The 24,425-nt window shown below is 69.7% G+C and carries 32 protein-coding genes and 1 pseudogene; 16 read left to right on the top strand and 17 right to left on the bottom strand.

Annotated features, from left to right (window positions below; genetic code table 11):
- The 6 genes from ACFPQ9_RS10705 to ACFPQ9_RS10680 form a co-directional block, all read right to left on the bottom strand.
- Positions 1 to 345 (bottom strand): hypothetical protein, encoded by a 345-nt coding sequence (locus ACFPQ9_RS10705; protein ID WP_380850359.1) that lies wholly within the window; start codon positions 343 to 345, stop codon positions 1 to 3.
- Positions 342 to 530, bottom strand: coding sequence for a hypothetical protein (locus tag ACFPQ9_RS10700; protein ID WP_380850356.1), 189 nt, complete (start codon positions 528 to 530; stop codon positions 342 to 344). Before ACFPQ9_RS10700 ends, ACFPQ9_RS10705 begins: the two co-directional genes overlap by 4 nt.
- Positions 527 to 817 carry a hypothetical protein gene (locus ACFPQ9_RS10695; RefSeq protein ID WP_380850354.1) on the bottom strand — a complete coding sequence of 97 codons (291 nt, stop codon included), beginning with the start codon at positions 815 to 817 and terminating at the stop codon, positions 527 to 529. The genes ACFPQ9_RS10700 and ACFPQ9_RS10695 overlap by 4 nt, the downstream gene beginning before the upstream one ends.
- The gene (locus tag ACFPQ9_RS10690; protein WP_380850351.1) at positions 814 to 1,632 is read right to left on the bottom strand and encodes a zinc finger domain-containing protein; all 819 of its coding nucleotides are present in this window, start codon (positions 1,630 to 1,632) and stop codon (positions 814 to 816) included. Before ACFPQ9_RS10690 ends, ACFPQ9_RS10695 begins: the two co-directional genes overlap by 4 nt.
- Positions 1,629 to 2,342 (bottom strand): hypothetical protein, encoded by a 714-nt coding sequence (locus ACFPQ9_RS10685; protein ID WP_380850348.1) that lies wholly within the window; start codon positions 2,340 to 2,342, stop codon positions 1,629 to 1,631. Before ACFPQ9_RS10685 ends, ACFPQ9_RS10690 begins: the two co-directional genes overlap by 4 nt.
- Positions 2,343 to 2,561: 219 nt before the next feature.
- Complete coding sequence (locus ACFPQ9_RS10680; RefSeq protein WP_380850345.1) at positions 2,562 to 2,849, bottom strand: hypothetical protein; 288 nt, start codon at positions 2,847 to 2,849, stop codon at positions 2,562 to 2,564.
- Positions 2,850 to 3,060: 211 nt separating this feature from the next.
- On the opposite strand from ACFPQ9_RS10680, the gene ACFPQ9_RS10675 reads away from it, so the two are divergent.
- On the top strand, positions 3,061 to 3,540 hold the full coding sequence (locus ACFPQ9_RS10675; protein ID WP_380850342.1) for a hypothetical protein: 480 nt from the start codon (positions 3,061 to 3,063) through the stop codon (positions 3,538 to 3,540).
- Positions 3,541 to 3,639: 99 nt separating this feature from the next.
- Positions 3,640 to 3,861 (top strand): hypothetical protein, encoded by a 222-nt coding sequence (locus ACFPQ9_RS10670; protein ID WP_380850339.1) that lies wholly within the window; start codon positions 3,640 to 3,642, stop codon positions 3,859 to 3,861.
- Between the two features lie 617 nt (positions 3,862 to 4,478).
- Here the strand turns inward: ACFPQ9_RS10670 and ACFPQ9_RS10665 are convergent.
- From ACFPQ9_RS10665 to ACFPQ9_RS10650, 4 genes are all read right to left on the bottom strand, one after another.
- A complete protein-coding gene (locus tag ACFPQ9_RS10665) occupies positions 4,479 to 5,438 on the bottom strand; it encodes a hypothetical protein (RefSeq protein ID WP_380850336.1) in 960 nt (319 codons plus the stop codon).
- Positions 5,439 to 6,051: 613 nt separating this feature from the next.
- The gene (locus tag ACFPQ9_RS10660) at positions 6,052 to 7,455 is read right to left on the bottom strand and encodes a hypothetical protein (protein WP_380850333.1); all 1,404 of its coding nucleotides are present in this window, start codon (positions 7,453 to 7,455) and stop codon (positions 6,052 to 6,054) included.
- A 268-nt stretch (positions 7,456 to 7,723) separates the two neighbouring features.
- Complete coding sequence (locus ACFPQ9_RS10655) at positions 7,724 to 8,116, bottom strand: type II toxin-antitoxin system VapC family toxin (protein WP_380850330.1); 393 nt, start codon at positions 8,114 to 8,116, stop codon at positions 7,724 to 7,726.
- Positions 8,113 to 8,391: a hypothetical protein gene (locus ACFPQ9_RS10650; protein WP_260827028.1), complete on the bottom strand. Its 279-nt coding sequence runs from the start codon at positions 8,389 to 8,391 to the stop codon at positions 8,113 to 8,115. The genes ACFPQ9_RS10655 and ACFPQ9_RS10650 overlap by 4 nt, the downstream gene beginning before the upstream one ends.
- A gap of 103 nt (positions 8,392 to 8,494) precedes the next feature.
- Here ACFPQ9_RS10650 and ACFPQ9_RS10645 point away from each other — a divergent pair.
- The 4 genes and pseudogenes from ACFPQ9_RS10645 to ACFPQ9_RS10630 all read left to right on the top strand — a co-directional run.
- Positions 8,495 to 8,707: pseudogene (locus ACFPQ9_RS10645) on the top strand (hypothetical protein); the annotation flags it as partial.
- 784 nt (positions 8,708 to 9,491) lie between these two features.
- Positions 9,492 to 10,946 carry a YyaL domain-containing protein gene (locus ACFPQ9_RS10640; RefSeq protein WP_380850327.1) on the top strand — a complete coding sequence of 485 codons (1,455 nt, stop codon included), beginning with the start codon at positions 9,492 to 9,494 and terminating at the stop codon, positions 10,944 to 10,946.
- 210 nt (positions 10,947 to 11,156) lie between these two features.
- On the top strand, positions 11,157 to 11,570 hold the full coding sequence (locus ACFPQ9_RS10635; RefSeq protein ID WP_380850324.1) for a DUF3052 domain-containing protein: 414 nt from the start codon (positions 11,157 to 11,159) through the stop codon (positions 11,568 to 11,570).
- Positions 11,571 to 11,763: 193 nt separating this feature from the next.
- Positions 11,764 to 12,657 (top strand): glycosyltransferase family 2 protein, encoded by an 894-nt coding sequence (locus ACFPQ9_RS10630; RefSeq protein ID WP_380850321.1) that lies wholly within the window; start codon positions 11,764 to 11,766, stop codon positions 12,655 to 12,657.
- A 470-nt stretch (positions 12,658 to 13,127) separates the two neighbouring features.
- Here the strand turns inward: ACFPQ9_RS10630 and ACFPQ9_RS10625 are convergent, their stop codons facing one another.
- Both ACFPQ9_RS10625 and ACFPQ9_RS10620 read right to left on the bottom strand, forming a co-directional pair.
- On the bottom strand, positions 13,128 to 14,837 hold the full coding sequence (locus ACFPQ9_RS10625) for a bifunctional 3'-5' exonuclease/DNA polymerase (protein ID WP_380850318.1): 1,710 nt from the start codon (positions 14,835 to 14,837) through the stop codon (positions 13,128 to 13,130).
- A gap of 316 nt (positions 14,838 to 15,153) precedes the next feature.
- Positions 15,154 to 15,936 (bottom strand): Clp protease N-terminal domain-containing protein, encoded by a 783-nt coding sequence (locus ACFPQ9_RS10620; RefSeq protein ID WP_380850315.1) that lies wholly within the window; start codon positions 15,934 to 15,936, stop codon positions 15,154 to 15,156.
- Between the two features lie 99 nt (positions 15,937 to 16,035).
- On the opposite strand from ACFPQ9_RS10620, the gene ACFPQ9_RS10615 reads away from it, so the two are divergent.
- Positions 16,036 to 17,163, top strand: a complete 1,128-nt coding sequence (locus tag ACFPQ9_RS10615) for a DUF2786 domain-containing protein (protein ID WP_380850312.1) — start codon at positions 16,036 to 16,038, stop codon at positions 17,161 to 17,163.
- 36 nt (positions 17,164 to 17,199) lie between these two features.
- Here ACFPQ9_RS10615 and ACFPQ9_RS10610 read toward each other — a convergent pair whose 3' ends face one another.
- The 4 genes from ACFPQ9_RS10610 to rpmB all read right to left on the bottom strand — a co-directional run bounded on the left by ACFPQ9_RS10610 (position 17,200) and on the right by rpmB (position 18,960).
- Positions 17,200 to 17,712, bottom strand: a complete 513-nt coding sequence (locus tag ACFPQ9_RS10610; protein WP_380850309.1) for a DUF4232 domain-containing protein — start codon at positions 17,710 to 17,712, stop codon at positions 17,200 to 17,202.
- Positions 17,713 to 17,773: 61 nt separating this feature from the next.
- Positions 17,774 to 18,259, bottom strand: a complete 486-nt coding sequence (locus tag ACFPQ9_RS10605) for a hypothetical protein (protein ID WP_380851012.1) — start codon at positions 18,257 to 18,259, stop codon at positions 17,774 to 17,776.
- A gap of 159 nt (positions 18,260 to 18,418) precedes the next feature.
- On the bottom strand, positions 18,419 to 18,724 hold the full coding sequence (rpsN, locus tag ACFPQ9_RS10600) for a 30S ribosomal protein S14 (protein ID WP_380850306.1): 306 nt from the start codon (positions 18,722 to 18,724) through the stop codon (positions 18,419 to 18,421).
- Positions 18,724 to 18,960 (bottom strand): 50S ribosomal protein L28, encoded by a 237-nt coding sequence (gene rpmB / locus ACFPQ9_RS10595; protein ID WP_380850303.1) that lies wholly within the window; start codon positions 18,958 to 18,960, stop codon positions 18,724 to 18,726. The genes rpsN and rpmB overlap by 1 nt, the downstream gene beginning before the upstream one ends.
- A gap of 62 nt (positions 18,961 to 19,022) precedes the next feature.
- Here rpmB and rpmG point away from each other — a divergent pair, with 62 nt between their 5' ends.
- From rpmG to ACFPQ9_RS10555, 8 genes are all read left to right on the top strand, one after another.
- Complete coding sequence (rpmG, locus tag ACFPQ9_RS10590) at positions 19,023 to 19,187, top strand: 50S ribosomal protein L33 (RefSeq protein WP_015658813.1); 165 nt, start codon at positions 19,023 to 19,025, stop codon at positions 19,185 to 19,187.
- An 8-nt stretch (positions 19,188 to 19,195) separates the two neighbouring features.
- Positions 19,196 to 19,444: a type B 50S ribosomal protein L31 gene (locus tag ACFPQ9_RS10585; protein WP_380850299.1), complete on the top strand. Its 249-nt coding sequence runs from the start codon at positions 19,196 to 19,198 to the stop codon at positions 19,442 to 19,444.
- 4 nt (positions 19,445 to 19,448) lie between these two features.
- Positions 19,449 to 20,624, top strand: a complete 1,176-nt coding sequence (locus tag ACFPQ9_RS10580; RefSeq protein WP_380850296.1) for a CobW family GTP-binding protein — start codon at positions 19,449 to 19,451, stop codon at positions 20,622 to 20,624.
- Positions 20,625 to 20,627: 3 nt separating this feature from the next.
- Complete coding sequence (gene rpsR / locus ACFPQ9_RS10575) at positions 20,628 to 20,858, top strand: 30S ribosomal protein S18 (RefSeq protein ID WP_380850293.1); 231 nt, start codon at positions 20,628 to 20,630, stop codon at positions 20,856 to 20,858.
- A gap of 87 nt (positions 20,859 to 20,945) precedes the next feature.
- Positions 20,946 to 21,317, top strand: a complete 372-nt coding sequence (locus ACFPQ9_RS10570) for a VOC family protein (protein WP_380850290.1) — start codon at positions 20,946 to 20,948, stop codon at positions 21,315 to 21,317.
- A gap of 15 nt (positions 21,318 to 21,332) precedes the next feature.
- Positions 21,333 to 21,686 carry an ArsR/SmtB family transcription factor gene (locus tag ACFPQ9_RS10565; protein WP_380850287.1) on the top strand — a complete coding sequence of 118 codons (354 nt, stop codon included), beginning with the start codon at positions 21,333 to 21,335 and terminating at the stop codon, positions 21,684 to 21,686.
- The gene (locus tag ACFPQ9_RS10560) at positions 21,683 to 22,168 is read left to right on the top strand and encodes an SRPBCC family protein (RefSeq protein ID WP_380850284.1); all 486 of its coding nucleotides are present in this window, start codon (positions 21,683 to 21,685) and stop codon (positions 22,166 to 22,168) included. The genes ACFPQ9_RS10565 and ACFPQ9_RS10560 overlap by 4 nt, the downstream gene beginning before the upstream one ends.
- Positions 22,169 to 22,336: 168 nt before the next feature.
- On the top strand, positions 22,337 to 22,591 hold the full coding sequence (locus ACFPQ9_RS10555) for a DUF397 domain-containing protein (protein ID WP_030944073.1): 255 nt from the start codon (positions 22,337 to 22,339) through the stop codon (positions 22,589 to 22,591).
- 84 nt (positions 22,592 to 22,675) lie between these two features.
- Here ACFPQ9_RS10555 and ACFPQ9_RS10550 read toward each other — a convergent pair whose 3' ends face one another.
- Entirely contained in the window at positions 22,676 to 23,200 is a 525-nt protein-coding gene (locus tag ACFPQ9_RS10550) for an ATP-binding protein (RefSeq protein ID WP_380850281.1), read from the bottom strand.
- Positions 23,201 to 23,533: 333 nt separating this feature from the next.
- Here ACFPQ9_RS10550 and ACFPQ9_RS10545 point away from each other — a divergent pair, with 333 nt between their 5' ends.
- Positions 23,534 to 24,358, top strand: a complete 825-nt coding sequence (locus ACFPQ9_RS10545) for a helix-turn-helix domain-containing protein (RefSeq protein ID WP_380851009.1) — start codon at positions 23,534 to 23,536, stop codon at positions 24,356 to 24,358.
- Positions 24,359 to 24,425 lie beyond the last annotated feature (67 nt).

Raw genomic sequence — 24,425 nt, 5'->3', positions numbered from 1 at the left:
TCACTGTCCCCCCTCGGTGGATGCGCGCAGTGCCTCGACCTCGGCGGCGTACTCGTCGCGCTCGGCCTCGGCCTCGACGATGGCCTGTTCGGCGGCGGCGATTCGGTGTGTCAGCCGCAGCGCCGCGGCCTGCTGCCCGCCGGCCGAGCGGCGGAAGTTGTCGCAGTCGGCGATCTCGGCCTCGACGAGCTGCCGCAGCCGCGCCGTGTCCTCGGGACCGAGCACCCCTCGGTCGGCACGGGCGAGCAGGACTCGCAGCGCCGTGCGTCGCTCGTGGCGGACTGCCTCGCGGGCGTCGCTCCGGCCGCGCCGAGACCGGATGCGGGGGAGGGTGTTCGTGGTCATGGTGTGCTCTCTCCGTTCTCGGCTCGGCGCGTCGTCGAGCAGGTGGTGCAGGTGGTCGGGCACGGCCGGCGGCCGAGGCGGCGCAGCTCGCGGTCGAGGCGGTCGTCGATCCGGACCGCGTACGCGAGGGCGGCGCCGAGGGCGAGCGCGAGCGTCACGGCGAGGGCAAGCAGGGCAACGCTCACGGGGTCGTCTCTCCGTTCGTTCGGGCACGGCGCAGCAGCCGATCGAGGGCGCGCCGAGCGCCGCGGGTCTCCCGCGCGCGAGGCGCGACCGGTCGCGCGCGGTGGTGTTCGTGGTGCAGGTGGCCACCGGCGTCCAGCGCGCGGCCGAACTCGGCAGTCATGTGCCATCCGTCGATGGCGAGGCGGTCGGCGAGCGAGGCGACGAACACGGTCGCGCGGTGCGGGGGCACGTCGAGTTCGTCGGTCAGATGGGCGGCGATCGCGGCCCGGGCGGCGAGCGGAATCATCGGGCCTCGCCCCCGCCGCTGGTGTGGCGGGCGCGACCGTCGCGGCGCGGGGCCGGCGGCTGGCACATGATCCGAGCGACGCGCACCTGCTCGGTGTCGGCCTCTCCGTTGCCGTGCTCGGCGATCAGCGCCTCGACGCGCGAGGGATGAGCACCGGTGAGCGGTCGCCGGCCCTTCCCGCGGTTGCGGAAACTCGATCGGCACTGCTCGTCGATCGCGGCGAGGCAGTGCGGGCACCGGACACTGAGCGGGTCGGGCAGACCCTCGGCGACGAGCTGCTCGCGGTGGGCGCGGGCCGGCCGGAACTGCCGCAGCTCGGCCGCGACATGAGCCGGCATGTACCGACGCGGGCCGGCGCCGACTCCGGACATGAGCGCGGCGAGACGTCTCTGCCCTGCTGCGTTGATCTCGGCCCGGTACTGCGCCGGCGCGGCGTGCCCGCGGGCGACAGCGGCGCGGGTGCCGAGCAGTTCCTCTCGCCATGCCTGCGGGTTGTCCGGGTCGGCGGTCGGCACAGGGTCGGTGTGCCGGTTCATGAGCTCGGCACGATGGGGCCCCCACGCGGCGAGCAGGTCGTGCGGCTCGATCGCCCGGAACTGCGAGCTCTTGTTCCCGCCCTGCTGCTCGTAGTAGCGGCGGGCGGCGCGGGCGGCGTCCCATCCGGTTTCGGGCATGGTCGCGGGCACATCGGCGACGGCGGCGGTCCACTCCGAGATGGTGCGGGCGGACTGCTGCGGATCGGCGAGGGCGCGGCGCACTCGGCTGTCGAGCGTTCCGGCGAACGCGAGCAGGGCGGCGATCTGTTCGGGCGTCATGGGCGGCTCTCCTTTTGGGCGAGCAGGGCGAGGCCGGCGGCGAGGTTGTCGGCGTAGTTCGCGGTCGAGGCGGGCGCCCGAGGCGGCGTGTTCGGCGCCGGCCGGTCGAGGTCGCTCCAGACCTTGAGCCAGTAGCGGGCACTCTTCGGTGCCTCGCCCGGGTTGGTGCGGCGGGCGGCGATGTCGACAAGGGCCTCGACGCCGTGCGCCTGTACGAGCCGGTAGACGTCGCGCTGCTCGCCGAGGCCGAGCGACCACCGGACGGCGATCGAGGCGGCGACGAGAGCGGCGTCGAGCGGACGCAGTTCGGGAATCAGCGCAGCCGCGGTGTTCGTCGCGCGCGGCTGCTGCTGTTCGTCTTGTAGAGAGCTTCTTTTGTTCTGGGGGCCGGTAGCCGGCCCCCCGGGGGCCGATGTCCGGCCCTCCCCCGGGCCGGTAGCCGGTCCCCCCGGGGCCGATGTCCGGCCCGGGTTGGAATCCGGCCCGGGCCGGTCCTCGGTCCCCCTCTCGTCGAGCAGGGGAAGGCGGTAGACCGTTTCTCCGCCGGGGCCGAGTTCGCCCTCGACGATCCCGAGCTCGCCCGAGGCGAGCAGGGTGTCGACGGCGTCGCGGACGGTGGACCGAGCGGCGCGGGTGCGGCGGATGAGCGAGGCGGTGCCGGCGTAGGCGACGCCGTCGGCGTCGGCCCGATCAGCGATCGCGAGCAGCACCAGACGAGCGGCGCCTCGGCTGTCGGATTGGGACCAGACCCAATCCGTCGCGGCGAGGCTCAATGGTTCGTCTCCTTAAGGGGATCGGCGAGCCCGGAGGTTCGGGCCGGCCGGCGACTGCGGCGGGCGTGTGTGCGGGGCAGCGGTTGCCGACGATGTAGCGGCGGGTACCGATCGCGCGGCAGTAGTCGCCGGCGGAGCCGTCCCAGTGCTCACAGATCACGCCGCGCGATCGGGGCGGCCGACGTACCGAGCGAGGACCACGAAACGGGGCACGTTGTTCTCGACCACGGTCCGGGCGATCGCCTGAAACGAGCCAGCCGGCGCGTAAGACGCGAGCTGCGCGGACCGGATCGCCTGCGCCGCCGAGGACGCTCGGGCGCTCGTTTCCTTCTGCTGGATCTCGGCCCACTGGTTCGGGTGCGCCTTGAGCAGCTCGACGATCAGCGCGTGCTTGACGTTCTTCTGCCGTGCCGGCGGCGGGCCGGCGATGAACTTGACTGTCACTAGATCCCCCTCTGATCTGTCACCGAACGCGAACAGACATGCTTGTTGGCATGTCCGAAACGGCGCTAAGGTCCGTTCGTGTTCACGAACAAGAACAACGTAGACATGGCAGAAACCCGACGTCAACGCAGTTCCGAGGTGTGCAACCGGGCAAGATCACTGGTTAGATGAGACTGTTCGCGTTCTGCGACAAGAACGGAGATGAGAAACCGTGTCGGAGAACGACACCCCGATAGGTGAGCCGACGGCCGATGGGGCGGCCGGGCGTGCCCCCGACTCAAGCGCCGGCGGTCCCTTTGCGGCCCTAGTGGCGGCGGCGATCGCGGGGGAGCCTCTACGGAGCGTCTCCGCGCGCGCCGTTGACCCTGAGACGGGCAAGCGCATCCCGCACAACCAACTACCCAAGATCGCCAAGGGCGACGGGTACAAACGCGAGCGGTGGCTCATCGGCGCAGTTGCTGCGGCCGTAGGGCGTCCGCTCGTCGAGGTGCAGCGCGCCGCGGCGGAGGAGTGGACCGGCCTACAGGTCGGCGACCTGCTACGCGCGAGTAACTCGACTACAACCGTTGTCGTGGCTTACGAGTCTGGCACTACGGCTGACGATCTTCCCCTGCTTAAAGAGAAGCTAAAAACTCTGGGGCTCGGGAACATCCGAGTCGTGTCCGCAGACGTCGGTGACTCTGCGCCGTAAGCGCGTGACCTGCGGTGTTTGTGCGGGTATGTTGGTTGAGCTCTTGCCTCGGGCATATGTTCGAGTGAAGGGCTCCGCCATGCCACAAGGGGGGGCATCTTGTTCCGCGTCCGCCGTACCCGACTCGACGACAAAGCGCCGGCCGCCGGCGCTGCTGACGAAGCAGATCGACACATCTTGATCGACGACCGGCACATCACTGATACCGGCGCGATCGCCCTTGAGCTCGTCCTGAACGCCCTTCCCCCCGTCGAGGGCGGCCGGGACCGAGCTAGCGAGCCGCGGCCCAAGAGCGACCCCGGCAAGGCGCGGCAGGGCTAAGACGGCAGAAGGGGCCGCACGGTGCGAACCGTGCGGCCCCTTCTGTGTGTCGGTGGGCCGGTGTAGCGTGTGGTTCGAGCAGGCGACGTTTGTGCAGGTCAGGGACCAGTTTCTGAGTGCCCATTGCGTGCCCAATGCGTGCCCATTGCGTGCCCGAACTGCTCTGTACCGGATGTCACGAGTCGGCACGGGAAGGCACCGCCGCACGGCTTGAGCTGCGGTTATCGCCATACGGCGGCACCCCGTGGAACTATCCGGCAGGACTCATCTGGCGCTCGTAATGCGTAGGTCTCGGGTTCGAATCCCGAAGGCGGCTCCATTCAAGACCAGGTCAGACCCGCTCTGACCTGGTCTTTTGTGCTGTCCTCCTGATGGTTGGTCAGTTCGTGGGGTGGCCCTCGGTGGAGGGGAGCGCAAGGGGTGCGCATTGGAATTCCGTAGCCCAGGACCCTGACCTGGGGTTTTCTGATGGGCGGGTAATTGTGATGCCGAAGTGTTGTGACGGACGGCGTGCCGGTGGCTGCGGCCGGCGTTTCATGGCGGCGATCTCTGAACCCGGATCCAGGCCCCGTACCGGCGGTAGCGTCGTCGTCTTCGGGGCCGTCTGGCCGGGGGAGCTACGCTGCCCCGTTTCGTGCAGTCGTGATTGCCCGGATCCGGCGGTCCTCCGCCTCTAGGTCGAGACGTGCGATGTCGGGGTCGCCGTCGAAGTCGTCCCGCGCGATCTCCTCCGCTTGCTTGACCACATGCTCCAACCGGCAGACGAAGCTGCGCATCGCCTCCAAGGCCTCGCGAGCCTCGGCAGGAGGCAACTCGCCCGTGTGGACGCCATAGCCCAGCCACACCCGCGTGCGGCGGCCGTAAGCGTGGGGCTTGTCATTGGTGACGACGACCTGAGCAGTGAGCCACGGCAGGGTGTCACCGTTGGCGCTGCACCCGCCGGAGTCGATGGCAGCGTCCCGTAGCTCGGTCTCAATCGGGAGGGCGCTGTGCCACTCGGCGGCGACCGGCTCGGCGTGGTCGTTGATACACCACGGGGTGCAGCCATAGCGCAGCATCCACTCGGGACCGCGCTGGGCCGCGGTGAGCGGGAGACAGGACGCCTCCACGCACGGGCGGCACATCCTGATGTCCGCGCCGGTCATGTCCTTGCAGGGCTGGAAACTGAGGAGGGCATCGGCGGGGAAGTACAGGACTGCGGTGTCGTCGAGTTCGCTGTCGCACTCGATGCAGCGGCCGATCGCGCGGACATCGTCGCGGGCCACGCCGATTTCATCGGACCGCGCGATGACGGTGCGGCGGTCGTTGATGACCTTGATCTCGGGCACGTCCACGGCCGGATCGTTGGTCAGTTGCAGGTCGAAGCCCAGGCGCTCGCACTCGCGGACCAGCTCGGGGAGGTACTGAGCGTCGTCATCCGCGTGCTGGTGCGCACCGTCGGCCACGCTGCCGCTGACGCACTCGGTTGCGCTGCGCCGACGGGAGTCGCGGTCTCTTCGTGAGCCGTTGGCGAGCTGGGAGGGGAAGGTGGTGAGGTTCGTGGTGGCACCGCTGCGATGGAAAGACGTGATGGCCATGGCATGTGCTCCTTCTCGGAGTTGGAGTCCTTTGTTTGTCGGCGTAGTCGCGCTGATGGACGGGGGCGCGGCGGACCCTCCCCATCCGGGCCGGTTTCGCCCTGAAGGGCTCTGCCTGTCGGCAATGGGCGCGTACAGTGCGCTTCTTCGGGAGGTCAGCCAACTCGGATAGACCTCTGAGGCCACCCCGGGGCGGACCTGTAGGGGCGGTGCCGGTTACGCGGTGGCGAACGAGGCGGACAGCACGGCAGCCGCCTGGTACACGGGCTTCTTCGGCCGATACGCGGTCAGCAGAGTGCGCACGGCCCGAAACTGTGGCGGGTCCGCGGAATACGTTCGTGGACGCGGCATGGGAGTGTGAGGCTGAAGGCCAAAGTGCACGTGCGAAAAAGGAGCGAACCCCATTGGGTCACGTCCGTCGTGGTATCGACGCGAAGAAGGGAAGAGGGCAGTTGCCTCGGTTCCTGACCGTGCCACTCTCCCACGCGACCCAATCCCTGTTTGGCGTGTGAAGAGCCGGCGACGCGAGCGCCGTCTGCCGGAACTTCCGACTTCTTCCGCTCTCGTGGCCCTGCTCAGCCAGTCGTCGGCACAGCCGCCACGAGAGCGTTGGTCAGCGTCGGAAACCGCGCTTGGGGTCCCGGGCGGGCGGGTAACCGAACGACTCGAACCACGCTGCCGCGCGCAGGTCGCCCATGCCCAGGTGCTGGTTCACGTCGCCGTCCGGGTCCTCGATGCCGTCGAGGCGTGCGTCGAACAGCATGAGTACATCATGGTCCTGGAAGAACAGATCGGAGCAGGCGTCCCAGTCGTAGTCGTCGCGGTACTCGGGCAAGTGAGTGTGTGCGGTATCGCTCGTGTCGATGGCGTCCAGGTGGCTGGGCGCATCCTCGATCGCCAAGTGCAGGGCCATCTCCTCGGCCGTGCACGAGGGTTGGGGCCACCGGCCGTGCTCCAGTTCATCGGATAGGTCGTCGAAGGCTCGCGCCATTCGTCGGCGCCAGCTCCGGTCGGCGGACCAAGTGAGAGAGGGCAGGCGGGTGAACAACTCCCAGTTGCCTGGGCGTTGCTTGGTCACGGGCTGGTCGCGCAGCTCGTCGGCATCGTCGTAGGCCTGGTCGGCCAGGACGCTCAGTGATGTCAGGAGCAGATCGGCGGTGCGAGGGGTCAACTGCCAGCTGCAGTCCTCGCACTCCTCGTCTTCGCACGAACACTCCTTGACGGGGAACAGCGCGACCAAGTCGGGCTGCTGCTCCTCTTCGATCGGTGTGTTGGAGGCCAGCCGATGCAGTCGCCAGCCGTGGTGGAAATGGGTTGTCACCGGGACGGGGCTCCAGTCGGTGAGCTCATCGCCGTCTTCGACGCGCAGCAGTCTTGCCTCGCTCTGGTCTTCCAGGGCGTCCGCCCCGGTGATCCAGCCACCGCTCTCGGTGAGCGTCATCACGGCGCCGATCAGGTCACGCGGATCGTCCTCGTCCAACTCGGATGCAGGCAACGGCTCCCAGCCCTCATCCATGGCCGCCCGTATGAGTGCATCCTCGTCAGTGATGTGGAACTCGCGTAGATGGGCGATGCGTACGACCTTGCCCCGCAGGTCCTTCAGACGTGCCCCATCAGGCGTTTCTGACTCGGGCGAGGTGGCGTTCTCGTCGCCATGCGTCTCCTCGTCCTCCCCAAGATTTTCGTCAGGCGGGAAGAACGTTGTGCCTGCGGGGGTGGGCCAGGTTCCTGAGGCCGCGTGGGCCGTGGCCGTGCGCAAGGAACTGGCGGGGGCTTCGGGCAGTGCCGAGGTCAGGGCATGCAGGTCTTCCTCGACGGCGGCGGTGTCGCGGGAGGCCAGCGCGCGGCGCAGTAGCTGGACCGCTTGGTATGCGTGGTTCTTGTCCTTGCAGGTCAACACTCCGGTGAGGGATCGAGAGCCGTGGTAGGGACCGATCAAGGCCATCACGCGGCTCTTGCTGGTGCTGTGCTCGCACAGGAAGTCGAAGAGGGGTGTGAGTTCGGGCTCAGTGGCCATGCGGGAGACTCCGGGGACGCGTTGGGTGCGCAGCCTTGCGGGAGCGCATGCGAAGGAGGAGATCACCGCTGGTGAGCGCGGTACTGGCGCACTCCCGGACGGGGAAGAGTGTGAGCCGCGGCTGGTGCCCCCGGTGCTGCCGGCGGTCCGGACCGTGCGGAAAGACAGCGTACTTCAGTGCACCGACAGCGGGCGCCGAGATGAGAGGAGAGAACTGCGTCGATCAGCAGGGAGTTGAACCTCGCGGCTGGCCCGGAATCGCACTGCGTCAGATCTTGATCACGCGGACGCCGGGGCCGCACAGCATCAAGAGGTCCTCGGGGTCCGAGGTCAGGACGGTCACGGGAGAGGGGGAGGCCATCGCGGTAGCGGCCACGATCGCGTCGATGGCGTACTTGTGGCCGTGGAGTCCGGCTGCAACGAGGAGTTTGCTGGCGTGGCGGGCGATGGCTTCGGTGGGCGGGATGATGTTGACGCGGGAGACGGCGTAGTCGAAGCGGGCCTGATTGGTCTTGGGGTCGCGGGCTTCGACGAGGGTGACGGAGCTGGTGATGACGCGGACGTCTTCGGCTTCGGCGGCGGCTAGCCATTCCGTGAGTTCGGGGGCGCGTCGTACGAGATTGGACAGGCCCTCGCAGTCGAGGACGAGGGTACCGCTCACGCGGCATCCGCCGAGCCGGCTGCGTCACCGCGCAGGACGGCCCGCTTGGCCTCGACCGCGGCCTGGTCGACGGGGCCGTGTTCGGCTTCGGCGTCCTCGATCAGTTCGCGCAGCCGGTCGCGCTCCAGCTGTCGCTGGATGAGGGCTTCGACGTAGGCGGACATGCCCCGCTTACCGGTACGCGCCTTGAGGGCCGCGATGGTGCCTTCGTGGAGGGAGACGGAGACCGGGCGAACGGGACCTTCGCCGGGAGCGGGGTCTGGGATGGTGGCCATGGAGCCACATTAACAAAACTCTTGTTATTGGGTGAGGTGATTCTGCGAGGTGCGGCTTGGTCGGAGGTAGGTGGCGGATCGGCTCGCGGGGTACAGATCCTCCGTGATCACAGAGCGCGACGATGCGACCCGTGGGCTGACGTGCGAGGAGCTGCTCGCGCTTCCTGCGGCCGTGGACCTGGAGACGGCGAACCGTGCGCTGTCCCTCGGCCGGACGACGGGGTATGACCTCTCACAGCGCGGCCGGTATCCGTGCACGGTCCTGCGGCTGGGCAACGCCTACCGGATCGTCACCACCGATCTCCTCAAACTGCTCCACATCGACGTACGGGAGCCCGCGGGTGTCGACGAGCCGACGGCTGTCACGCCCGAGGCGGAAGGAAGCCGCCCTTCGTCGACCTGCTGTTGTTGCTGTGGGTGCCGCTGTGCTCGTCGGCGTCAGGCGTGTGGGTGGGATGACCACGGATGATGGCGGTCGGTCTCGTATGTGAGATCTCGACAAGCCGTGCGATCATGATGGCGCCACCGACCTTGTAGGCCGGTTCATCGCGATGCCAAAGGGGCGGGGAGCGCGGACGCCTGTGGACGGTGCAACACGACGTACGAGCAGCGGGACCGTGGTCAGTGCTCTGATCTGCGAAAACTGGATCTGATGCGATCGCGGGGCATGGCTCGTCACGATCTCTACCGCCCTCGTAATGCGTAGGTCTCGGGTTCGAATCCCGAAGGCGGCTCCATCAAACCCCAGGTCAGATAGTCGCTGACCCGGGGTTTTCTTGTTCAGTCGATGCGGCGACGTCGGTGGGAGCGGGCCGGGCGGGTGTCGGGGGCCTCAGTTGCGGTCTCAGTTCGTGCGGGGCGCGGGCAACAACTCGTACGGCTTCGAAGGAGACCCCGGAAGAGTTCTGCTGCTCATCGACCTGACATAGCCCGTTCCGCTCCGGGGGTCCGACGTCGTCGGAGCTTCGGAGGTGGCCCTCGATCAACTCCGCGCAGGCTCAACCGATCAGAACCTCAAGCCCGTTGACCCGCCCCGCCCATACCAGCAGAATGGCCCCGTGCTTGTTGAGAGCGCTCTCAAGCCGTGGCAAGGGAGACCCATGAACGGTATGTCCGGCACACCCGACCCGGCGTTCAGCCGTCGCACGCTCATTGGCGCCGGTATCGGTGCCGCGGTGCTTGCCGCAGGCGGGGTGGGACCGGCGTATGCCTCCGGCTCCACGTCCGCCTCCGCCTCCGTGTCCGATTCCGATTCCGTGTCCGCCTCCGTGTCCGGCTCCACGTCTGCCTCCCCACACCGCCGCGCCGTCGCCTTCCTCGCCGCCGCCACCGATGCCTACCCCGACCACGGCCCCATCCGTCTCGCCCAGAGCTACGCCGATCAGGCCGGGCTGTTCAGTACCGCCTTCACCTACGACAACGCCCTCGCGATTCTCGCGCTGCTCGGCGTCCGTGCCCCGCGCGGGCGGGAGAGAGCCGTTTCGCTCGGGGACGCCCTGCTGTATGCGCAGGCGCACGACCCGGTGCATGACGACGGTCGGCTTCGGCAGGGGTACAACGTCGGGCCGTACACCTTCTACGACGGCTCGCGGCAGCCGGACGGGTTCGTGCGGGCGGACGGGACCGTCAATGTGGGGACGCAGTTCGGGTTCACGGGTACCGCCGTGGGGGACATGGCGTGGGCCGGGATCGCGCTCAGTGCGCTCGCGGGGCGGACGGGGGAGCGGTCGTTCCTGCAAGGTGCCGTGCGGATCGGGGAATGGATCGAGCGCAACGGACGTACCGACGAACCGCTCGGCGGGTACAAGTTCGGGGTCGACGGCGCCAATCAGAAGCTGCCTTTCACCTCCACCGAGCACAACACCGACCTCGTCTGTCTCTTCGGTCGGCTCGGCCGGCTCACGGGGGATCGGGTCTGGTGGGAACGGCGGGCCCGGGCCCGGGAGTTCGTCCTGAGGATGTGGGAGTCGGACGGCGGGTTCTTCTACACCGGGACCAACGACGGGGTGACCATCAATACCTCGCCGATTCCCGAGGACACGCAGACCTGGACCCACCTCGCCCTCGACTCCCGTGCCCACGCACGGTCGTTGGACTGGGCCGCCCGGGAGCTCGCCGTTCTCGATCACGCCGAGCGGCGCAACAGCACCGTGCCGTCGGGGCAGTCGTACGACGGTGTCACTTTCAGTTCCGCCAGCCTCGTCGCGAACGAGGATGCGCCGATCGCCGACTCCCAGCCCAAGCCGGACAGGAACGGCGTGTGGTTCGAGGGCACCGCCCACCTCGCGCTCGCCCTGCGCGAGCGGCGCGGACGGGGCGACGAGGCGCGCGCTCGACGGCTGATCGGCTCCATCGAGCGGGCGCAGGAACTGCTCGGGGGCGCTCAGACCGTCGGCGGACGGGCGCTGCCCGAGCGGGCGGGCGTCGTGTCGGCCAGCAGTCCGCTCGACACCGGGTTCGGGTTCGGCTACTACCCGTACCGGCATGTCGGAGCCACCGCCTGGTATCTGATGGCGGCGACTCGCTTCAATCCGTTGGGTCTCGGCAGCAGCTGACGGCGGGCGGGCGACGGGGCCGCCGTAGAACAGGACAAGTCGGATGCCGGTGAGTGAAGATGGCATCTGGACGGCCCGGTACCGGGCGGCGCGGAGTGAGGCGGCGCCCAGTGCCGGGCGGCGCGGAGTGAGGTGGCGCCCAGTTCCTGGTGGCTCGGAGTGAGGTGGCGCCCAGTTCCTGGTGGCGCGGAGAGAGGTGGTGGGTTCCGTATGGGCGGATCCGAACCGGGATCCGGTACGCCACTCGCCAAGAAGATCGGCATCAAGTCCGGCCACCGGGTCCGGCTCCGGCACGCGCCCGCCCCGTGGGACATCCCCGGCCTGCCCGAGGGCTGCGAGGTCGCCGAGGGAGGTCCGCGCGGCGCGGACGTCACCCTCGCGTTCTATCGGTCGTACGGCGAACTCGTCGCCGAAGGACCCGCACTGGTCGGTGATCTCGCTGACCACGCCATGCTGTGGATCGCCTGGCCCCGGCGCGCGGCCGGCCACTCGAGCGACATCACCGAGAACTCCCTGCGCGACCTCCTCCTCCCCTTCGGCGTGGTCGACGTGAAGGTGGCGGCGCTGGGGGAGGACTGGTCCGGCCTGAAGTTCGTACGGCGCCTGGAGAACCGCCGTAGGTAGGCCAGTGGGCCAGTCGGCCCGTAGGCCGTCGGTCGCCTTCGCCCTCCGGCGGGCACCTCGCCCTGCCCGCCAGTCAGCGGCCACCCCTCCCCCCGCCGACTACCCTTCATCTCGGCGAACTTGAAAAGTCCTTACCGTTAACCACTAGCATCGCGCCGGTATTCGATGCCCGAACTAAGCGAGGGGGTGGGGTATGTCGGAGCTGAGGATCGCCGTCGCCGTGGTGACCATGGGCAACCGGCCCGCCGAGGTCGACGCGCTGCTGGAGTCCGTGGCCAAGCAGGATCTCGCCCCTGATCGGATCGTCGTCGTCGGCAACGGCTGCCCGCTGCCCGAGTTCGCCGAACGGCTCTCCCTGCCCGGTGAGTTCACATCGCTCGAACTGGACGACAACCTCGGCTGCCCGGGCGGCCGCAACGCGGCGCTGGAGCGGCTGCGCGCGTTCGGGGACGTTGATGTCGTGGTGGAGCTGGACGACGACGGGCTCCTCGTCGACGCCGATGTGCTGCGCCGCGTACGGGATCTGTTCGCCGCCGACGACCGGCTCGGCATCGTCGGCTTCCGTATCGCCGATGAGCACGGGGAGACCCAGCAGCGGCATGTGCCCAGGATCGGCAAGTCGGATCCGCTCAGGGGCGGTTATGTCACCGGCTTCCTCGGCGGCGGGCACGCCCTGCGTACGGCGATGCTGGACCGGACCGGCAACTGGCCCGCGGAGTTCTTCTTCGCCCATGAGGAGACCGACCTGGCCTGGCGTGCCGTCGACGCCGGCTGGCGCATCCTCTACGCCCCCGAACTCCTGCTCCAGCACCCGAAGACCTCGCCCGCCCGGCACGCCATCTACTACCGCGTGAACGCCCGTAACCGTGTCTGGCTGACCCGGCGTCGGCTGCCGCTGCCGCTCATCCCTGTCCACCTGGGCATCTGGGTGCTGCTCACCCTCGCAAGGACCCGGTCGCTCGGCGGCCTGCGCGCCTGGTTCGGCGGCTTCCTAGAGGGTCTGCGGGAGTCGGCCGGCGAGCGGCGGCCCATGCGCTGGCGCACGGTGTGGCAGCTGAGCCGACTGGGACGACCACCCGTCATCTGACCCTGCGACAGGCGACAGGCGACAGGCGACAGGGGGCGGAGGCTGGGTACGGCGGGCCGTCGCCAACGGGCCGCGTGAGCAACGGGAGAGCAAGGGGAGCGGGAGAGCAAGGGGAGCGGGACGCGGGCCCCGGTCGTTCACCTCCGCCGACCGGGACCCGCCGCGTCCCCGGATCCGGCCACGGCGGCGACGCTCCCCCGAGCTGCGCGTCACACGCGCGCGCCGTCGGGCCGGATCCGATGTAGTGATCAGATTAAGCCATGCCGACAGATCGCAGACAGTTCATCAGTTGTGTTCCGCGACACGCAACTGTTACCTCGGGCAACCACGTCAGACCTGCACCCGGCAGGTCAGGCGCACCTCGGGCGCGCGTCAGGCGAACGTCAGCCGCCCGTCAGGGACGTCAGAAACGTCAGGCACGACCCCGGCGCCACAGCACCCGAGCCGGCCATCTCAGCCATCTCACTCGCTCACTTCGCGTCCGCATAACACTCCACCACCGCCGTGGTGAACGGGAATCGCACCGGCGTCTGCCCGAACGTCAACAGCCCCGCCAGCTCCGCCGCCTCGCGGATCGCCGTCACCACCGCCTCGGCCTCCTCCTGCGGACAGTGCACGATCACCTCGTCGTGCTGGAAGAAGACCAGCTCCGCCGCCATTGCGGCACAGGCCTGCCGTAGCGCGGCGAGCAGCAGGAGTGCCCAGTCGGCGGCGCTGCCCTGCACGACGAAGTTGCGGGCGAAACGGCCCCGCGCGCGGGCGTTGGTGGAGGCGTAGCCGTAGGCCCGTCCCCACTCCTGCGGCCCGGAGCCGTCGGCCGGTTCGCCGGGCGCGTCCGGGATCGGGATGCCGGCCTCCTCGTCGGCGTCGGTCGTCGTGCCGGCCGCCGGGGGACAGGTCCGCCCCAGCCAGGTCCGTACGAGCCGACCCTCCTCCCCGGCGCGCGCCGCGTCGTCGACGTAGGCCACCGCCTTGGGGAAGCGGCGTCTGAGGGCGGCGAGGTTCTTCAGGCCGTCGCCGGAGGTCTGCCCGTAGACGGCGCCCAGTACGGCGAGTTTGGCCTGGGCGCGGTCTCCGGAGAAGGCGCGGTCGGACACCGACTGGTACAGGTCGCTCTCGCGGCCGGCCACCTCCATCAGCCCGGGGTCGCGGGAGATCGCGGCGAGCACGCGCGGCTCCATCTGGTCGGCGTCGGCCACCACCAGCCGCCAGCCCGGGTCCGCGACCACCGCACGCCGGATGACCTTGGGGATCTGCAATCCGCCCCCGCCGTTGGTCACCCACCGCCCGGTCACGGTGCCGCCCGCGAGGAACTCCGGACGGAACCGCCCATCCCGCACCCAGTCCTGGAGCCAGGACCAGCCGTGGGCCACCCAGATCCGGTACAGCTTCTTGTACTCGATCAGCGGCTTCACGGCCGGGTGGTCGACGGACTCGATCTCCCAGCGGCGGGTCGATCTGATCTTGATCCCGGCCTGCGCGAAGGCTTTGATCACATCGGCCGGCAGATCGGGCCGCACCCGCCGCCCGAACGCCGCCGACACCTCGTCGGCCAACTCGGCCAGCCGGCGCGGCTCGCCACCTCCGGCATAGCGCTCGCCGAGCATGTCGTGCAGCAGCGCGCGGTGCACGTCCGCGCTCCACGGCAGTCCCGAGCGGTTCATCTCGGCCGCCACGAGCATCCCTGCCGACTCGGCCGCCGTGAGCAGCCGCATCCGGTCCGGGTGCGCCGTGCTGTCGTGCCGCCGCTGTTGCTCGGCGTAGACCTCGACGAGGTCGGTGAGCGGTACGTGGACCGCTTGGGGCTCGAACAGCGGGGACTGCGAGCCGGGTTCGGCGGCGCGCTGGGGCGGGTCGGAGGGCACGGGGCCGCCGCGCAGCCGGGCGAGTGCGGCGGCGGCCGATCTCGGTTCGCCGTACCGCCCCTCGTGGCCGAGCAGAAGGGTCTCCGCGTCCTCGATGTCGTAGCACCGCTCCACTCGCACCCCCGCGGCGAGCAGCCTCGGATAGACCTCGGCGGTGGACCGCCACACCCACCGTGCGACTTCGGGCCGCCCGCGCACGGCCTCGGCCGGGTCCGGCTCCCGGCGCACCGGCCCGGCGAGCAGCCCGTCAGGACCGAGGGGGGCGACCTCCACGCCACCGTCCTCGGCCGGAGCGAGAGCCCACCGGTCGGTCATGCTGCGAGTCTGGCACCCGGGTCTGACAACGCCCCCGAACCGACGGCCGGCGCACAGCTGTCATGCCCGGCCCAACGGCCACTGGCTTCCTCGGACCGGCGGCCGGCGCACAGCTGTCATGCCCGGCTCAACGGCCACTGGCTTCCTCGGACCGGCGGCCGGCGCACAGCTGTCATCCCCGGCTCAACGGCCACTGGCTTCCTCGGACCGGCGGCCGGCGCACAGCTGTCATCCCCGGCTCAACGACTACTGGCTTCCTCGGACCGCCGACTGGCGCACAGCTGTCACCCCCGGCCCCGCAACCGCCGGCTTCCTCTCAGCCCTCCTCCCCCTTCTCCCTCTCCTCCCCCTCCTCCCGAGCCTGCTTGGTGGTCTCCTCGCCGCTCTTGAGGAACTGGGCCAGCAGATCGACGATGTACTGCTCGACCTCCTCCTTGGAGATGCCGAGGCCGGACAGGACGCCGGTGCCGTTCTCGAACTCCAGCAGGGCCAGCAGGATGTGCTCGGTGCCGATGTAGTTGTGGCCGAGGCGCAGGGCCTCGCGGAAGGTGAGCTCCAGGACCTTCTTGGCGTCGGAGCCGTAGGGGATGAGTTCGGGGACCTCGTCGGCGGCGGGCGGCAGTGCGGCGGTGGCGGCCTGGCGCACGGAGTCCAGGAGGAACCCCCTGGCCGTGATCGCCTTCGCGGCGATGCCGTCCGGTTCGGCCAGCAGTCCGAGGACCAGGTGCTCGGGGCGGCCCTCGGGGTTGCGGGCCGCGACGGCCTCGTTGTGGGCGGCCATCACGACATTGCGGGCGCGCGGGGTGTAGCGGCCGAAGCCCTGCTGGGGGTCCAGATCGGTCCCCTCCTTGGGCACGAACCGCTTCTGCGCCGCCTGCCGTGTGACGCCCATGCTCTTGCCGATGTCGGTCCAGGACGCGCCCGATCGGCGGGCCTGGTCCACGAAGTGACCGATCAGGTGGTCGGCCACCTCGCCGAGGTGATCGGCGGCGATCACCGCGTCCTGGAGCTGGTCGAGCGGCTCGGGGTGGACCTTCTTGATGGCCGCGATGAGTTCGTCGAGACGTACGGATGACGTGATCGATGGGTTCGTCGACATATGTCAACCGTAGGTTGACAGTCAGAGAGTGTCAACTCGCGGTTGACATCGATCTTCGGGTGCGGCCCACGCCTCCCACATCCGACTTACGATCCCTTGGTGAGCAAGCCCAGCACCGTCGACCGCGCCTTCGAGTCGGCCCTTTACGACACCGAGCACACCACGCTCGACACCGGCGCCTCCCTCCTCGCGGCCGACCCGGGGGCGGACGCCGAACTCGCGCGGCGCGGCCAGGAGTTCGTGGCGGCTGCCTGGCGGCGCGGCTGGCAGCCGGCGGATGTCGTACGGCTCGTCCGGCGCGAGCTGGAGGACGTACACAAGGACGTACATATACGACTGCTTGCCGCGCTGATCCGCGCACAGGCCCCGCACGACCGCCCCCGCGGCCCCCGCTGGCAGGCGCAGCTCGACGATCTGCCCACCGAGGCCCCGCCCCGCACCGACCGCTTCTCGCACGCGACGGCGGTCCTGGAGCTGTACCGCCTGCTGTTGCGGCTGCCCGCGCTGGAGCCGCTGGACGAGGCGGCCGATCCGGCCGGCCGGGCCGCCCGGCCCGAGTCCCGCATGCTCACCCGTATCCGCGCGCTGCTGGCGAAGGCGGAGGCGACCGGGTTCCCGGAGGAGGCGGAGGCGCTGAGCGCCAAGGCACAGGAGCTGATGGCCCGGCACAGCATCGACGAGGCCCTGCTGGCGTCCCGTACGCCCGACGCCCAGAACGCTCCCGGCGCCTGCCGCATCGGGGTGGAGCCACCGTACGAGCAGGCCAAGGCCGTCCTGCTGGACGCGGTGGCGACCGCCAACCACTGCCGTGCCGTGTGGAACGAGCCCTTCACCTTCTCCACGGTCGTCGGTTTCGAGGCCGATCTGGAGGTGGTCGAGCTCCTGTACACCTCGCTCCTCGTGCAGGCGCAGACCGCGATGACGAGGGCGGAGGCGGCCCAGCGCGCGGGCGGCCGCAGACGGACCAAGACCTTCCGGCAGTCGTTCCTGGCGGCCTACGCCCACCGCATCGGCACCCGGCTGACCGAGGCGGCGCGCACGCCGGTGACCGAGGACCTGCTCCCGGTCCTCGCCTCCCGCGAAGTCGCGGTCACCGCCCGCCTGGACCGTATGTTCCCCGAGACCACCACGACCCGCCTGCGCGGCGTCAGCGACGAGGCGGGCTGGGTCGAGGGCGCGGAGGCGGCCGACCGGGCGCAGATGACCCCTCGCCGACCGCTCCGCTGAACCTCCGGAGGGAACGTCAGGGGAGGTCAGGGGACGTCAGTCACCGGCCTGCTGGAACCCGCTCAGCGAAGCGTCCGGCGTCTTCCCGTCGCTCTTCAGCGCGACGACGCCGTACGACCACTTGAAGCTGTGCGCCTTGGCGGCCCCCGGCAGCGTCACCTTCGCCTTCTGCGCGTCGAGGCCCTTGTCGCCCAGGACATAGGTGAGCGTGAAGGACGTCGAGGCGCCCTGCGTGAGGGTCGTCTTCCCGCCCGCGGCGGCCTGGTCGGGCGCGACGGCCGTCGAGGCACCGCCCGCTTCGAACGCGAGGGCCGGCAGCCCGTTTAGGCTGCACGAGCCGCCGCCGCCGTTGGTGACGGTGACCGGCACGTTGCCGGTGTCCCCGGCGGCGGGCGCGGCGTTGCCGGGCCCGAACTCCACGGCCAGCTCGTCGACGCAGCCGGAGCCGGTCTTGCTGTCCTTGGTGTCGTCCCCGCTGCCGCCGCTGTCGCAGGCGGTCAGGACGAGGGCCGCGGCGAGGGCGGCGACGGTGAGGGAGGTGGCGCGCATGGAGTCCTTCAGGGAGTCATGGAGTCACGTCGGTGATCGCGGGCAGTCACCGCATCAAACCTCACGATCCCAGATTCGCCGTGGGCAGGCCCGTCGGCAGCTTGCCGCCCTCGGCCTTGGTGTACGTCTCCGCGCCCATGCCGCCCTCCCAGTTCACCTTCAGCGAGGTCTTGTCGAGGGACTCGACCATCCCGGTGGCCCGGTCCTTGCTGCCGTCGGTGCACTTCAGCCGGATCATCCGCATGCCGTCCTTCTTGCCCGCGGTCCCGCTGCAGACGGTCCCGCCGGTCGCGAAGAGGCCGGCCCGCTTGCCGGTGACGACGAGCGCGACGGCCTTGCCGTCGGTCGTGGCGAGCCAGCTGCCCTCCAACTCGCCGGACGCGGAGGCGGACCCACCGCCCGTACCGCCGCCCGTGCCCCCGCCCGTGTCGGCGCTCGCGCTCGCGGAGCCGCTGGGAGCGGCGTCGCCGTCGGAGTCGCCGTCACTGCTGCACGCGGTCAGCGCGAGCGCGCCCGCCAGCGTCGCGGCCGCGGCCACGACCCGCATCCGCCGGCCCGACATCGTGCGCGTGCGCGAGAAAGTCGCCGAGGTCACTGGAGGCTCCAAGCTGTAGCGGTCGGCATACGGCCGATTCGGCCGACGTGGCCGAAACGACCGCAGCAAGTTACCAGGGAGTCGGGTCCGGACCCCAGCATTCCTACGGCTCTACCAGGACGCCTTGCGCACCCCGGGCAGATACCCGGCGTGCGCCTGCTGCCGCAGGCTCACCCGGGACAGTCCGAAGGCGCGGAGGTAGCCGCGCGGACGTCCGTCCACCTGGTCGCGGTTGCGTACGCGCGTGGCGCTGGCGTCCCTGGGCTGGCGGTCCAACTCACTCCGGGCGGCGAGCCGTTCGGCCTCCGTGGACGACGGCCGACGGATGATCTCCTTCAGTTCGGCCCGCCGCTCGGCGTACCGCGCGACGACCTCCTGGCGCCGGCGGTTCTTCGCGATCTTGCTCTTCTTGGCCATCAGACCTTCACTCCCCGGGCGCGGATTCGTGCGACGGCCGCCTCCACGCCGATGGCGTCGACCGTCCTGATCCCCTTGGTGCTCAGCCGCAGCCGCACGTGCCGGCCCTCGCTCGGCAGCCAGTAGCGCTTGGTCTGGATGTTGGGGTCGAAGCGGCGGGAGGTCCGCCGGTGCGAGTGGGAAATCGAGTTGCCGAAGCCGGGCCGCGCGCCGGTCAGCATGCAGTGGGCGGACATGGGTGACGAACCTCTCCTCGCTCGTAGCTGTTAATGGAATTCATTTTCAGTAAGATAGCAGCATGGCACGCAACGAACTCCGTCCGGTCATCAAGCTCCGGTCGACCGCCGGGACCGGCTTCACCTATGTGACCCGCAAGAACCGCCGCAACGACCCCGACCGCATGACCCTGCGCAAGTACGACCCGGTCGCCGGTCGGCACGTCGACTTCCGAGAGGAGCGCTGAGGCACGTCATGCGCAACGGAATCCACCCGGCCTACGGCCCCGTCGTCTTCCGGGACCGTGCCGCCAACCACGCCTTCCTCACCCGCTCCACGATGACCAGCGAGAAGACCGTCGAATGGGAGGACGGCAACACCTACCCCGTGGTCGACGTCGAGATCTCGAACGTCAGCCACCCCTTCTACACGGGCACCGCCCGCGTCCTGGACACCGCCGGCCGTGTCGAGCGCTTCGAGCGCCGGTACGGGAAGCAGGGCTGACCCGGTGCCCGAGCTCCCCGTCGTGATCGTCGGCGGGCTGCACGCCGACGCCCGCAAGGCGGCCGTCGAGCGGCTGCTCGCCGACGTCCCCGGCAGCGTCGTACTCCACCACGACCTGGCCACGGCCGCCGCGGGCACCGTCGTCCGGACGATCCGCGACGCCACCGGCCTTCTCGGCGCCGGCGAGGCGCCCCTCGTCAACGACTGCGCCTGCTGCGCCCTGCGCGAGGACCTGGTGCCGGAGCTGCTGCGGATCCGGGACGCGGGCGGCACGCGGATGGCCGTCGTCGAGCTGTGGGACTCCGTCGAGCCGAAGGCCATGGCCGAGGTGGTCACGGCCGGCGGGCTCACGGTCACCGGGGTGATCACCGCGGTCGATCCGGCGCTGGTGCTGCCGTATCTGGGCAACGGCGACGACCTGGCCGAGCGCGGTCTGGCCGCGGCGGCGACCGATCAGCGCACCGTCGCCGACACCTTCGCGCGCCAGCTGGAGTACGCCCCGGTCCTCGCCCTCGCCGACTCCGCGGAGGCCGACGACGAGGACCGCGAACTGCTCGCCCAGCTCCATCCGACGGCCCGCCGGGTCCCGATCGGCCACGGTGCCCCGGCGGAGGACGGCCTCACGGTCCCCACTCCGCGCCGGGGCCCGCTGGCGCGTGCGGCGCTGGCCGGCTTCGATGTCGAGTCGGCCGCGGCCGCCCAGCACCCGGCGTGCGCGCTGCTCCCCGCCGAGGCCGACGCGCACGGCGTGGCCACCCTCGTCTGGCACCGCCGCCGCCCCTTCCACCCGGAGCGGCTCTACGAGGCGCTGGAGGACATCACCTGCGCGGCGGCCCGCAGCAGGGGCCGTTTCTGGCTCGCCGACAAGCCCGACGTACTGCTGCACTGGGACGCGGCGGGCGGTGCCCTCTGTGTGGAGAGCGCGGGTCCGTGGCTCGCCTCGCTTCCCGACGCGGCCTGGGACATGGTCCCGCCGGTGCGCCGGGCCGCCGCCGCGCTGGACTGGCACCCCGAGCACGGCGACTGCTGCCAGCACCTGGTCTTCACCTCGCCCGGCCTGGACCGCGACGGCCTGGAACGGCTGCTGGAGTCCTGCCTGCTCACCGATGCCGAGTACGCCGCGGGGCGCGATGCCTGGAAGCGGCTCCCGCCCGCCTTCGACACCCTCCTGGAGGTCTGACCCATGCCCCGCAAGCCCGAACGCAAGCCCGCCAAGAAGCCCAACCCGCTGGACCAGGCCGGCATCACCTACATCGACTACAAGGACACCGACCTGCTGCGGCGTTTCATCTCCGACCGGGGCAAGATCCGCAGCCGCCGGGTCACCCGCGTCACGGCCCAGCAGCAACGCCAGTTGGCGAGGGCCGTCAAGAACGCGCGGGAGATGGCGCTGCTGCCGTACTCGTCCCGGTAGCCGTCTCCCGCGATCCCCTCGGGACTCTATAGGTAGGAGATTCCCTACGTTTGACTCGTAGGGAATCTCCTACCTATTGTTGTACCCATGAACATCACTCACGCCTCGTTCGTCACGCTCCCCGTCGCCGACCAGGACCGCGCCCTGCGCTTCTACACGGAGGTCCTCGGCTTCGAGGTCACCGCCGACCTGGACATGCCGCAGGGGAGGTGGCTCCAGGTCGCGCCCAAGGGTGCGCAGACCGTCTTCACGCTGTCCGGTCCGGGGATGGGCGGTTTCGAGCCCGGCACGACCCGGGGGATCATGTTGGTCACGACCGACGTCGACGCGGACTGCGCGAGGCTCGCGCGGGCCGGAGTCTCCGTCGAGGGACCGGACGATCTGCCCTGGGGGCGGATGGCCGGCTTCCAGGACCCCGACGGCAACGGACTGATGCTGCTGACGGAGGCCGCTCAGTAACGGAAAGGGCAGGGCATGACCGCGACCGGGGCCCGCGAGGCCGCAGAGGACCGCGTCTTCGCCGCGCTCGCCAACGGCACGCGCCGTGAGGTGCTGCGGCTGCTGCGCGACGGCGGGCCCCAGTCGGTCCAGGCCCTGGCCGACCGCTTCGACATGCGCCGGCCCAGCCTTTCGGAGCATCTGAAGGTGCTCCGGGACGCCGGCCTCGTCTCCGAGCAGCGCTCCGGCCGGCAACGCATCTACCGTCTGGAGGCGGCCCCGCTCGCCGAGGTGCAGGACTGGCTCCATCCGTACGAGCGGTTCTGGCGCGACCGTATGAAGGGTCTCGGCGAACTGCTCGACCGTATGCCCGACGATGGGCCGGCATGAGCACCGAACCCGGCCCGCACCTCGGCCCCGAGCCCGATGACGACCTGACCGTCGTGCGCGTGGATCAGTACTTCCCGCACCCGCCCGCCAAGGTCTGGCGCGCCCTGACCGAATCCGACCTGCTCGTGCAGTGGCAGATGCAGGGCGTGGAGGGTTTCCGGCTGGAGGTCGGGCACCGCTACACGATGACCTCGGTCCCGCGGCCCAACACGAACTTCTCCGGAACCATCGAGGTGGAGGTCCTGGCGTACCGGGCCGAGCGGATGCTGAGCCTCCGCTGGAGTGACCCTTCTCCGCTCAACTCCGCCAATTGGACGGTTACTTGGAGTTTGGAACAAGAAGGGCGCGGAACGCGTCTCTTTCTAGTGCACGAGGGATTCGATCCGGACGACCCGGCTCAAGTCATGGCGAGGAAAATCATGGGCGAGGGCTGGCGGACGCATGTGATGCGATCTCTGGGGCATGCGCTGGAACGCATGTGAGCCCGCGTACGTCACAGGAGTAACCACAGGAACACCCCGCGTGCACGTGCATCTGCTCATGCAGTTGCACGTGAACAGAGCTATGATCCGGAAGCAGTTGACTTCCGCACCACTGCATCACCTCTTGCCTCAATGGCCTCGAGCCACCGCACCACCGGGGAGCGACCTGTGGACCACGACGTGTACAACGACGTGTACAACGGCATGGCAGCCACGGAGCTGAACGGGGTCGCCTGGCAGAAGAGCCGCCACAGCAACTCGCAGGGTTCTTGCGTGGAGTTCGCGCGGCTGCCCGGCGGGGACGTGGCGGTACGCAACTCGCGTTTCCCGGACGGCCCGGCGCTCGTCTACACCCGCGCCGAGATAGAGGCCATGCTCCTCGGCGTCAAGGACGGCGAGTTCGACCACCTCGTCGTGGGCTGACCTATCTGGGTGTACAACCCAGGGCAATCGACGCGTTCCACTCCGTGACGCGCGTAGAACCGCGGCGCCGACGAGCACCGCGGTTCATGAGTCCGCCGGGCCACCGGCGGCGGCCTGATCGGGTTGGAGCCGGAACAGCGCCCAGACCACCTTCCCGCTGAGCGTCCCCGCCAGCGGCTGCCACCCCCAGCTGTCACTGAAGGAGTCGACGAGGAAGAGACCGCGCCCGGACTCCGCCGAGAAGTCGTCGGAGTCGCGCGCCACCGGGCTGTCGTGGCTGGGATCGCGCACCGCGCACACCAGCCGCTCGGTCCACCGCATCAGATGCAGCCGCACGGGCGGCGTCTGCTCGGGCAGCAGCTGCGCACCGGCGGGCAGCGCGTGCCGCAGGGCGTTGGTCACCAGTTCCGAGACCACGAGGCACACGTCGTCGAAGCGGTAGCCCAGTTCCCACTGGTCCATCGTGCGGCGGGTGAACCTGCGTGCCTCGCGGACCGCTTCGTAGCGGGCGGGCAGTGCGCAGGAGGCGGCGCTGGAGACGGCTGCGGGGTCCAGTGGCGGAAGGCCCTGCCGTAACGGCTCGAGCATGGTCGATCCATTCGTCCCCATGCGAGGCACTCCCGAGAGTTCGCGGTCGTTGCGATGCAGCGGTTGCGCGGGACCATGGTTTCTGATGCGCAGAGCAGATGCAAGGGCAGATGCACGTGCACGTGACCGAATTGGACGCTCCCGTACCGCTTGTTGGCCATTTTTTCCGCCAACTTCGCTTCCTCTCCTTGCGTTCCACTGTCTCCTTCCTGGGTGAAATCCTTGTCTTCTTTCCATCTCTGTAATCGGACGAGTACTGCTCGAAGTGATTTAGTGGCAGACTGCGGGCCCTGAAGACGGTTGGGGAGGCTGGCGAACGTGAGCGCGGGAGAGCCCGGATCGGTGGTGCGGCGCATGCTGCTCGGCTCGCAACTGAGGCGACTGCGGGAGGCGCGCGGAATCACCCGCGAAGCGGCGGGTTACTCGATCCGTGCGTCCGAGTCGAAGATCAGCCGCATGGAGTTGGGCCGGGTGAGCTTCAAGACACGGGACGTCGAGGACCTGCTGACGCTGTACGGCATCACGGACGAGCAGGAGCGCGCCTCACTGCTCTCCCTCGCACGCGAGGCCAACGTGGCCGGGTGGTGGCACAGTTACTCGGACGTCCTGCCCAGCTGGTTCCCCACATACGTCGGCCTGGAGGGCGCCGCAAGTCTCATTCGCGCCTACGAGGTGCAGTTCGTGCACGGTCTGCTCCAGACCGAGGCGTACGCCCGCGCGGTCGTCAGGCGCGGTATGAAGGGCGCGAGCGCGACCGACGTCGACAAGCGCGTGGCGCTGCGCCTGGAGCGGCAGAAGTACCTCGTCTCCGAGAGCGCCCCCGAATTCCACATCGTCCTGGACGAGGCCGCGCTGCGCCGTCCCTACGGCGACCGCGAGGTAATGCGGGGCCAGCTCCAGCACCTGATCGAGATCTCCCAGCGGCCCAACGTACGGCTCCAGATCATGCCGTTCAGCCTCGGCGGTCACTCCGGCGAGTCCGGCGCCTTCACGATCCTCAGCTTCCCCGAGTCCGACCTGTCGGACGTCGTCTATCTGGAGCAGCTCACCTCGGCGCTCTATCTCGACAAGCACGAGGACGTCGCCCAGTACGAGACGGCGCTCAAGGAGCTACAGCAGGACAGCCCGGGTCCGGACGAGAGCCGGGATCTTCTCCGGGGTCTCCTTCAACTCTCTTGAATCACAAGTACGATGACGTGTGATCAGACCGTGAAGACGAGCGCGATGGCGGCCGTGCCGATCGCGG

This window comes from Streptomyces coerulescens (assembly GCF_042657965.1).
GTDB lineage: Bacteria > Actinomycetota > Actinomycetes > Streptomycetales > Streptomycetaceae > Streptomyces > Streptomyces coerulescens.
The sequence above is the reverse complement of the archived record's forward strand: the minus strand, read 5'-3'. Positions and strand labels throughout refer to the sequence as shown.

What these genes read in the sequence shown, in the direction of transcription:
- rpmG (WP_015658813.1), top strand. Translation starts at nt 19,023, where the DNA reads ATGGCACGCAACGAACTCCGTCCGGTCATCAAGCTCCGGTCGACCGCC.
- ACFPQ9_RS10665 (WP_380850336.1), bottom strand. Translation starts at nt 5,438, where the DNA reads ATGGCCATCACGTCTTTCCATCGCAGCGGTGCCACCACGAACCTCACC.
- ACFPQ9_RS10695 (WP_380850354.1), bottom strand. Translation starts at nt 817, where the DNA reads ATGATTCCGCTCGCCGCCCGGGCCGCGATCGCCGCCCATCTGACCGAC.
- ACFPQ9_RS10705 (WP_380850359.1), bottom strand. Translation starts at nt 345, where the DNA reads ATGACCACGAACACCCTCCCCCGCATCCGGTCTCGGCGCGGCCGGAGC.
- ACFPQ9_RS10610 (WP_380850309.1), bottom strand. Translation starts at nt 17,712, where the DNA reads ATGCGCGCCACCTCCCTCACCGTCGCCGCCCTCGCCGCGGCCCTCGTC.
- rpsN (WP_380850306.1), bottom strand. Translation starts at nt 18,724, where the DNA reads ATGGCCAAGAAGAGCAAGATCGCGAAGAACCGCCGGCGCCAGGAGGTC.
- ACFPQ9_RS10545 (WP_380851009.1), top strand. Translation starts at nt 23,534, where the DNA reads ATGCTGCTCGGCTCGCAACTGAGGCGACTGCGGGAGGCGCGCGGAATC.
- ACFPQ9_RS10630 (WP_380850321.1), top strand. Translation starts at nt 11,764, where the DNA reads ATGTCGGAGCTGAGGATCGCCGTCGCCGTGGTGACCATGGGCAACCGG.
- ACFPQ9_RS10565 (WP_380850287.1), top strand. Translation starts at nt 21,333, where the DNA reads ATGACCGCGACCGGGGCCCGCGAGGCCGCAGAGGACCGCGTCTTCGCC.
- ACFPQ9_RS10620 (WP_380850315.1), bottom strand. Translation starts at nt 15,936, where the DNA reads ATGTCGACGAACCCATCGATCACGTCATCCGTACGTCTCGACGAACTC.
- ACFPQ9_RS10635 (WP_380850324.1), top strand. Translation starts at nt 11,157, where the DNA reads ATGGGCGGATCCGAACCGGGATCCGGTACGCCACTCGCCAAGAAGATC.
- rpmB (WP_380850303.1), bottom strand. Translation starts at nt 18,960, where the DNA reads ATGTCCGCCCACTGCATGCTGACCGGCGCGCGGCCCGGCTTCGGCAAC.
- ACFPQ9_RS10650 (WP_260827028.1), bottom strand. Translation starts at nt 8,391, where the DNA reads ATGGCCACCATCCCAGACCCCGCTCCCGGCGAAGGTCCCGTTCGCCCG.
- ACFPQ9_RS10640 (WP_380850327.1), top strand. Translation starts at nt 9,492, where the DNA reads ATGAACGGTATGTCCGGCACACCCGACCCGGCGTTCAGCCGTCGCACG.
- ACFPQ9_RS10660 (WP_380850333.1), bottom strand. Translation starts at nt 7,455, where the DNA reads ATGGCCACTGAGCCCGAACTCACACCCCTCTTCGACTTCCTGTGCGAG.
- rpsR (WP_380850293.1), top strand. Translation starts at nt 20,628, where the DNA reads ATGCCCCGCAAGCCCGAACGCAAGCCCGCCAAGAAGCCCAACCCGCTG.
- ACFPQ9_RS10625 (WP_380850318.1), bottom strand. Translation starts at nt 14,837, where the DNA reads ATGACCGACCGGTGGGCTCTCGCTCCGGCCGAGGACGGTGGCGTGGAG.
- ACFPQ9_RS10570 (WP_380850290.1), top strand. Translation starts at nt 20,946, where the DNA reads ATGAACATCACTCACGCCTCGTTCGTCACGCTCCCCGTCGCCGACCAG.
- ACFPQ9_RS10690 (WP_380850351.1), bottom strand. Translation starts at nt 1,632, where the DNA reads ATGACGCCCGAACAGATCGCCGCCCTGCTCGCGTTCGCCGGAACGCTC.
- ACFPQ9_RS10560 (WP_380850284.1), top strand. Translation starts at nt 21,683, where the DNA reads ATGAGCACCGAACCCGGCCCGCACCTCGGCCCCGAGCCCGATGACGAC.
- ACFPQ9_RS10605 (WP_380851012.1), bottom strand. Translation starts at nt 18,259, where the DNA reads ATGCGGGTCGTGGCCGCGGCCGCGACGCTGGCGGGCGCGCTCGCGCTG.
- ACFPQ9_RS10585 (WP_380850299.1), top strand. Translation starts at nt 19,196, where the DNA reads ATGCGCAACGGAATCCACCCGGCCTACGGCCCCGTCGTCTTCCGGGAC.
- ACFPQ9_RS10550 (WP_380850281.1), bottom strand. Translation starts at nt 23,200, where the DNA reads ATGGGGACGAATGGATCGACCATGCTCGAGCCGTTACGGCAGGGCCTT.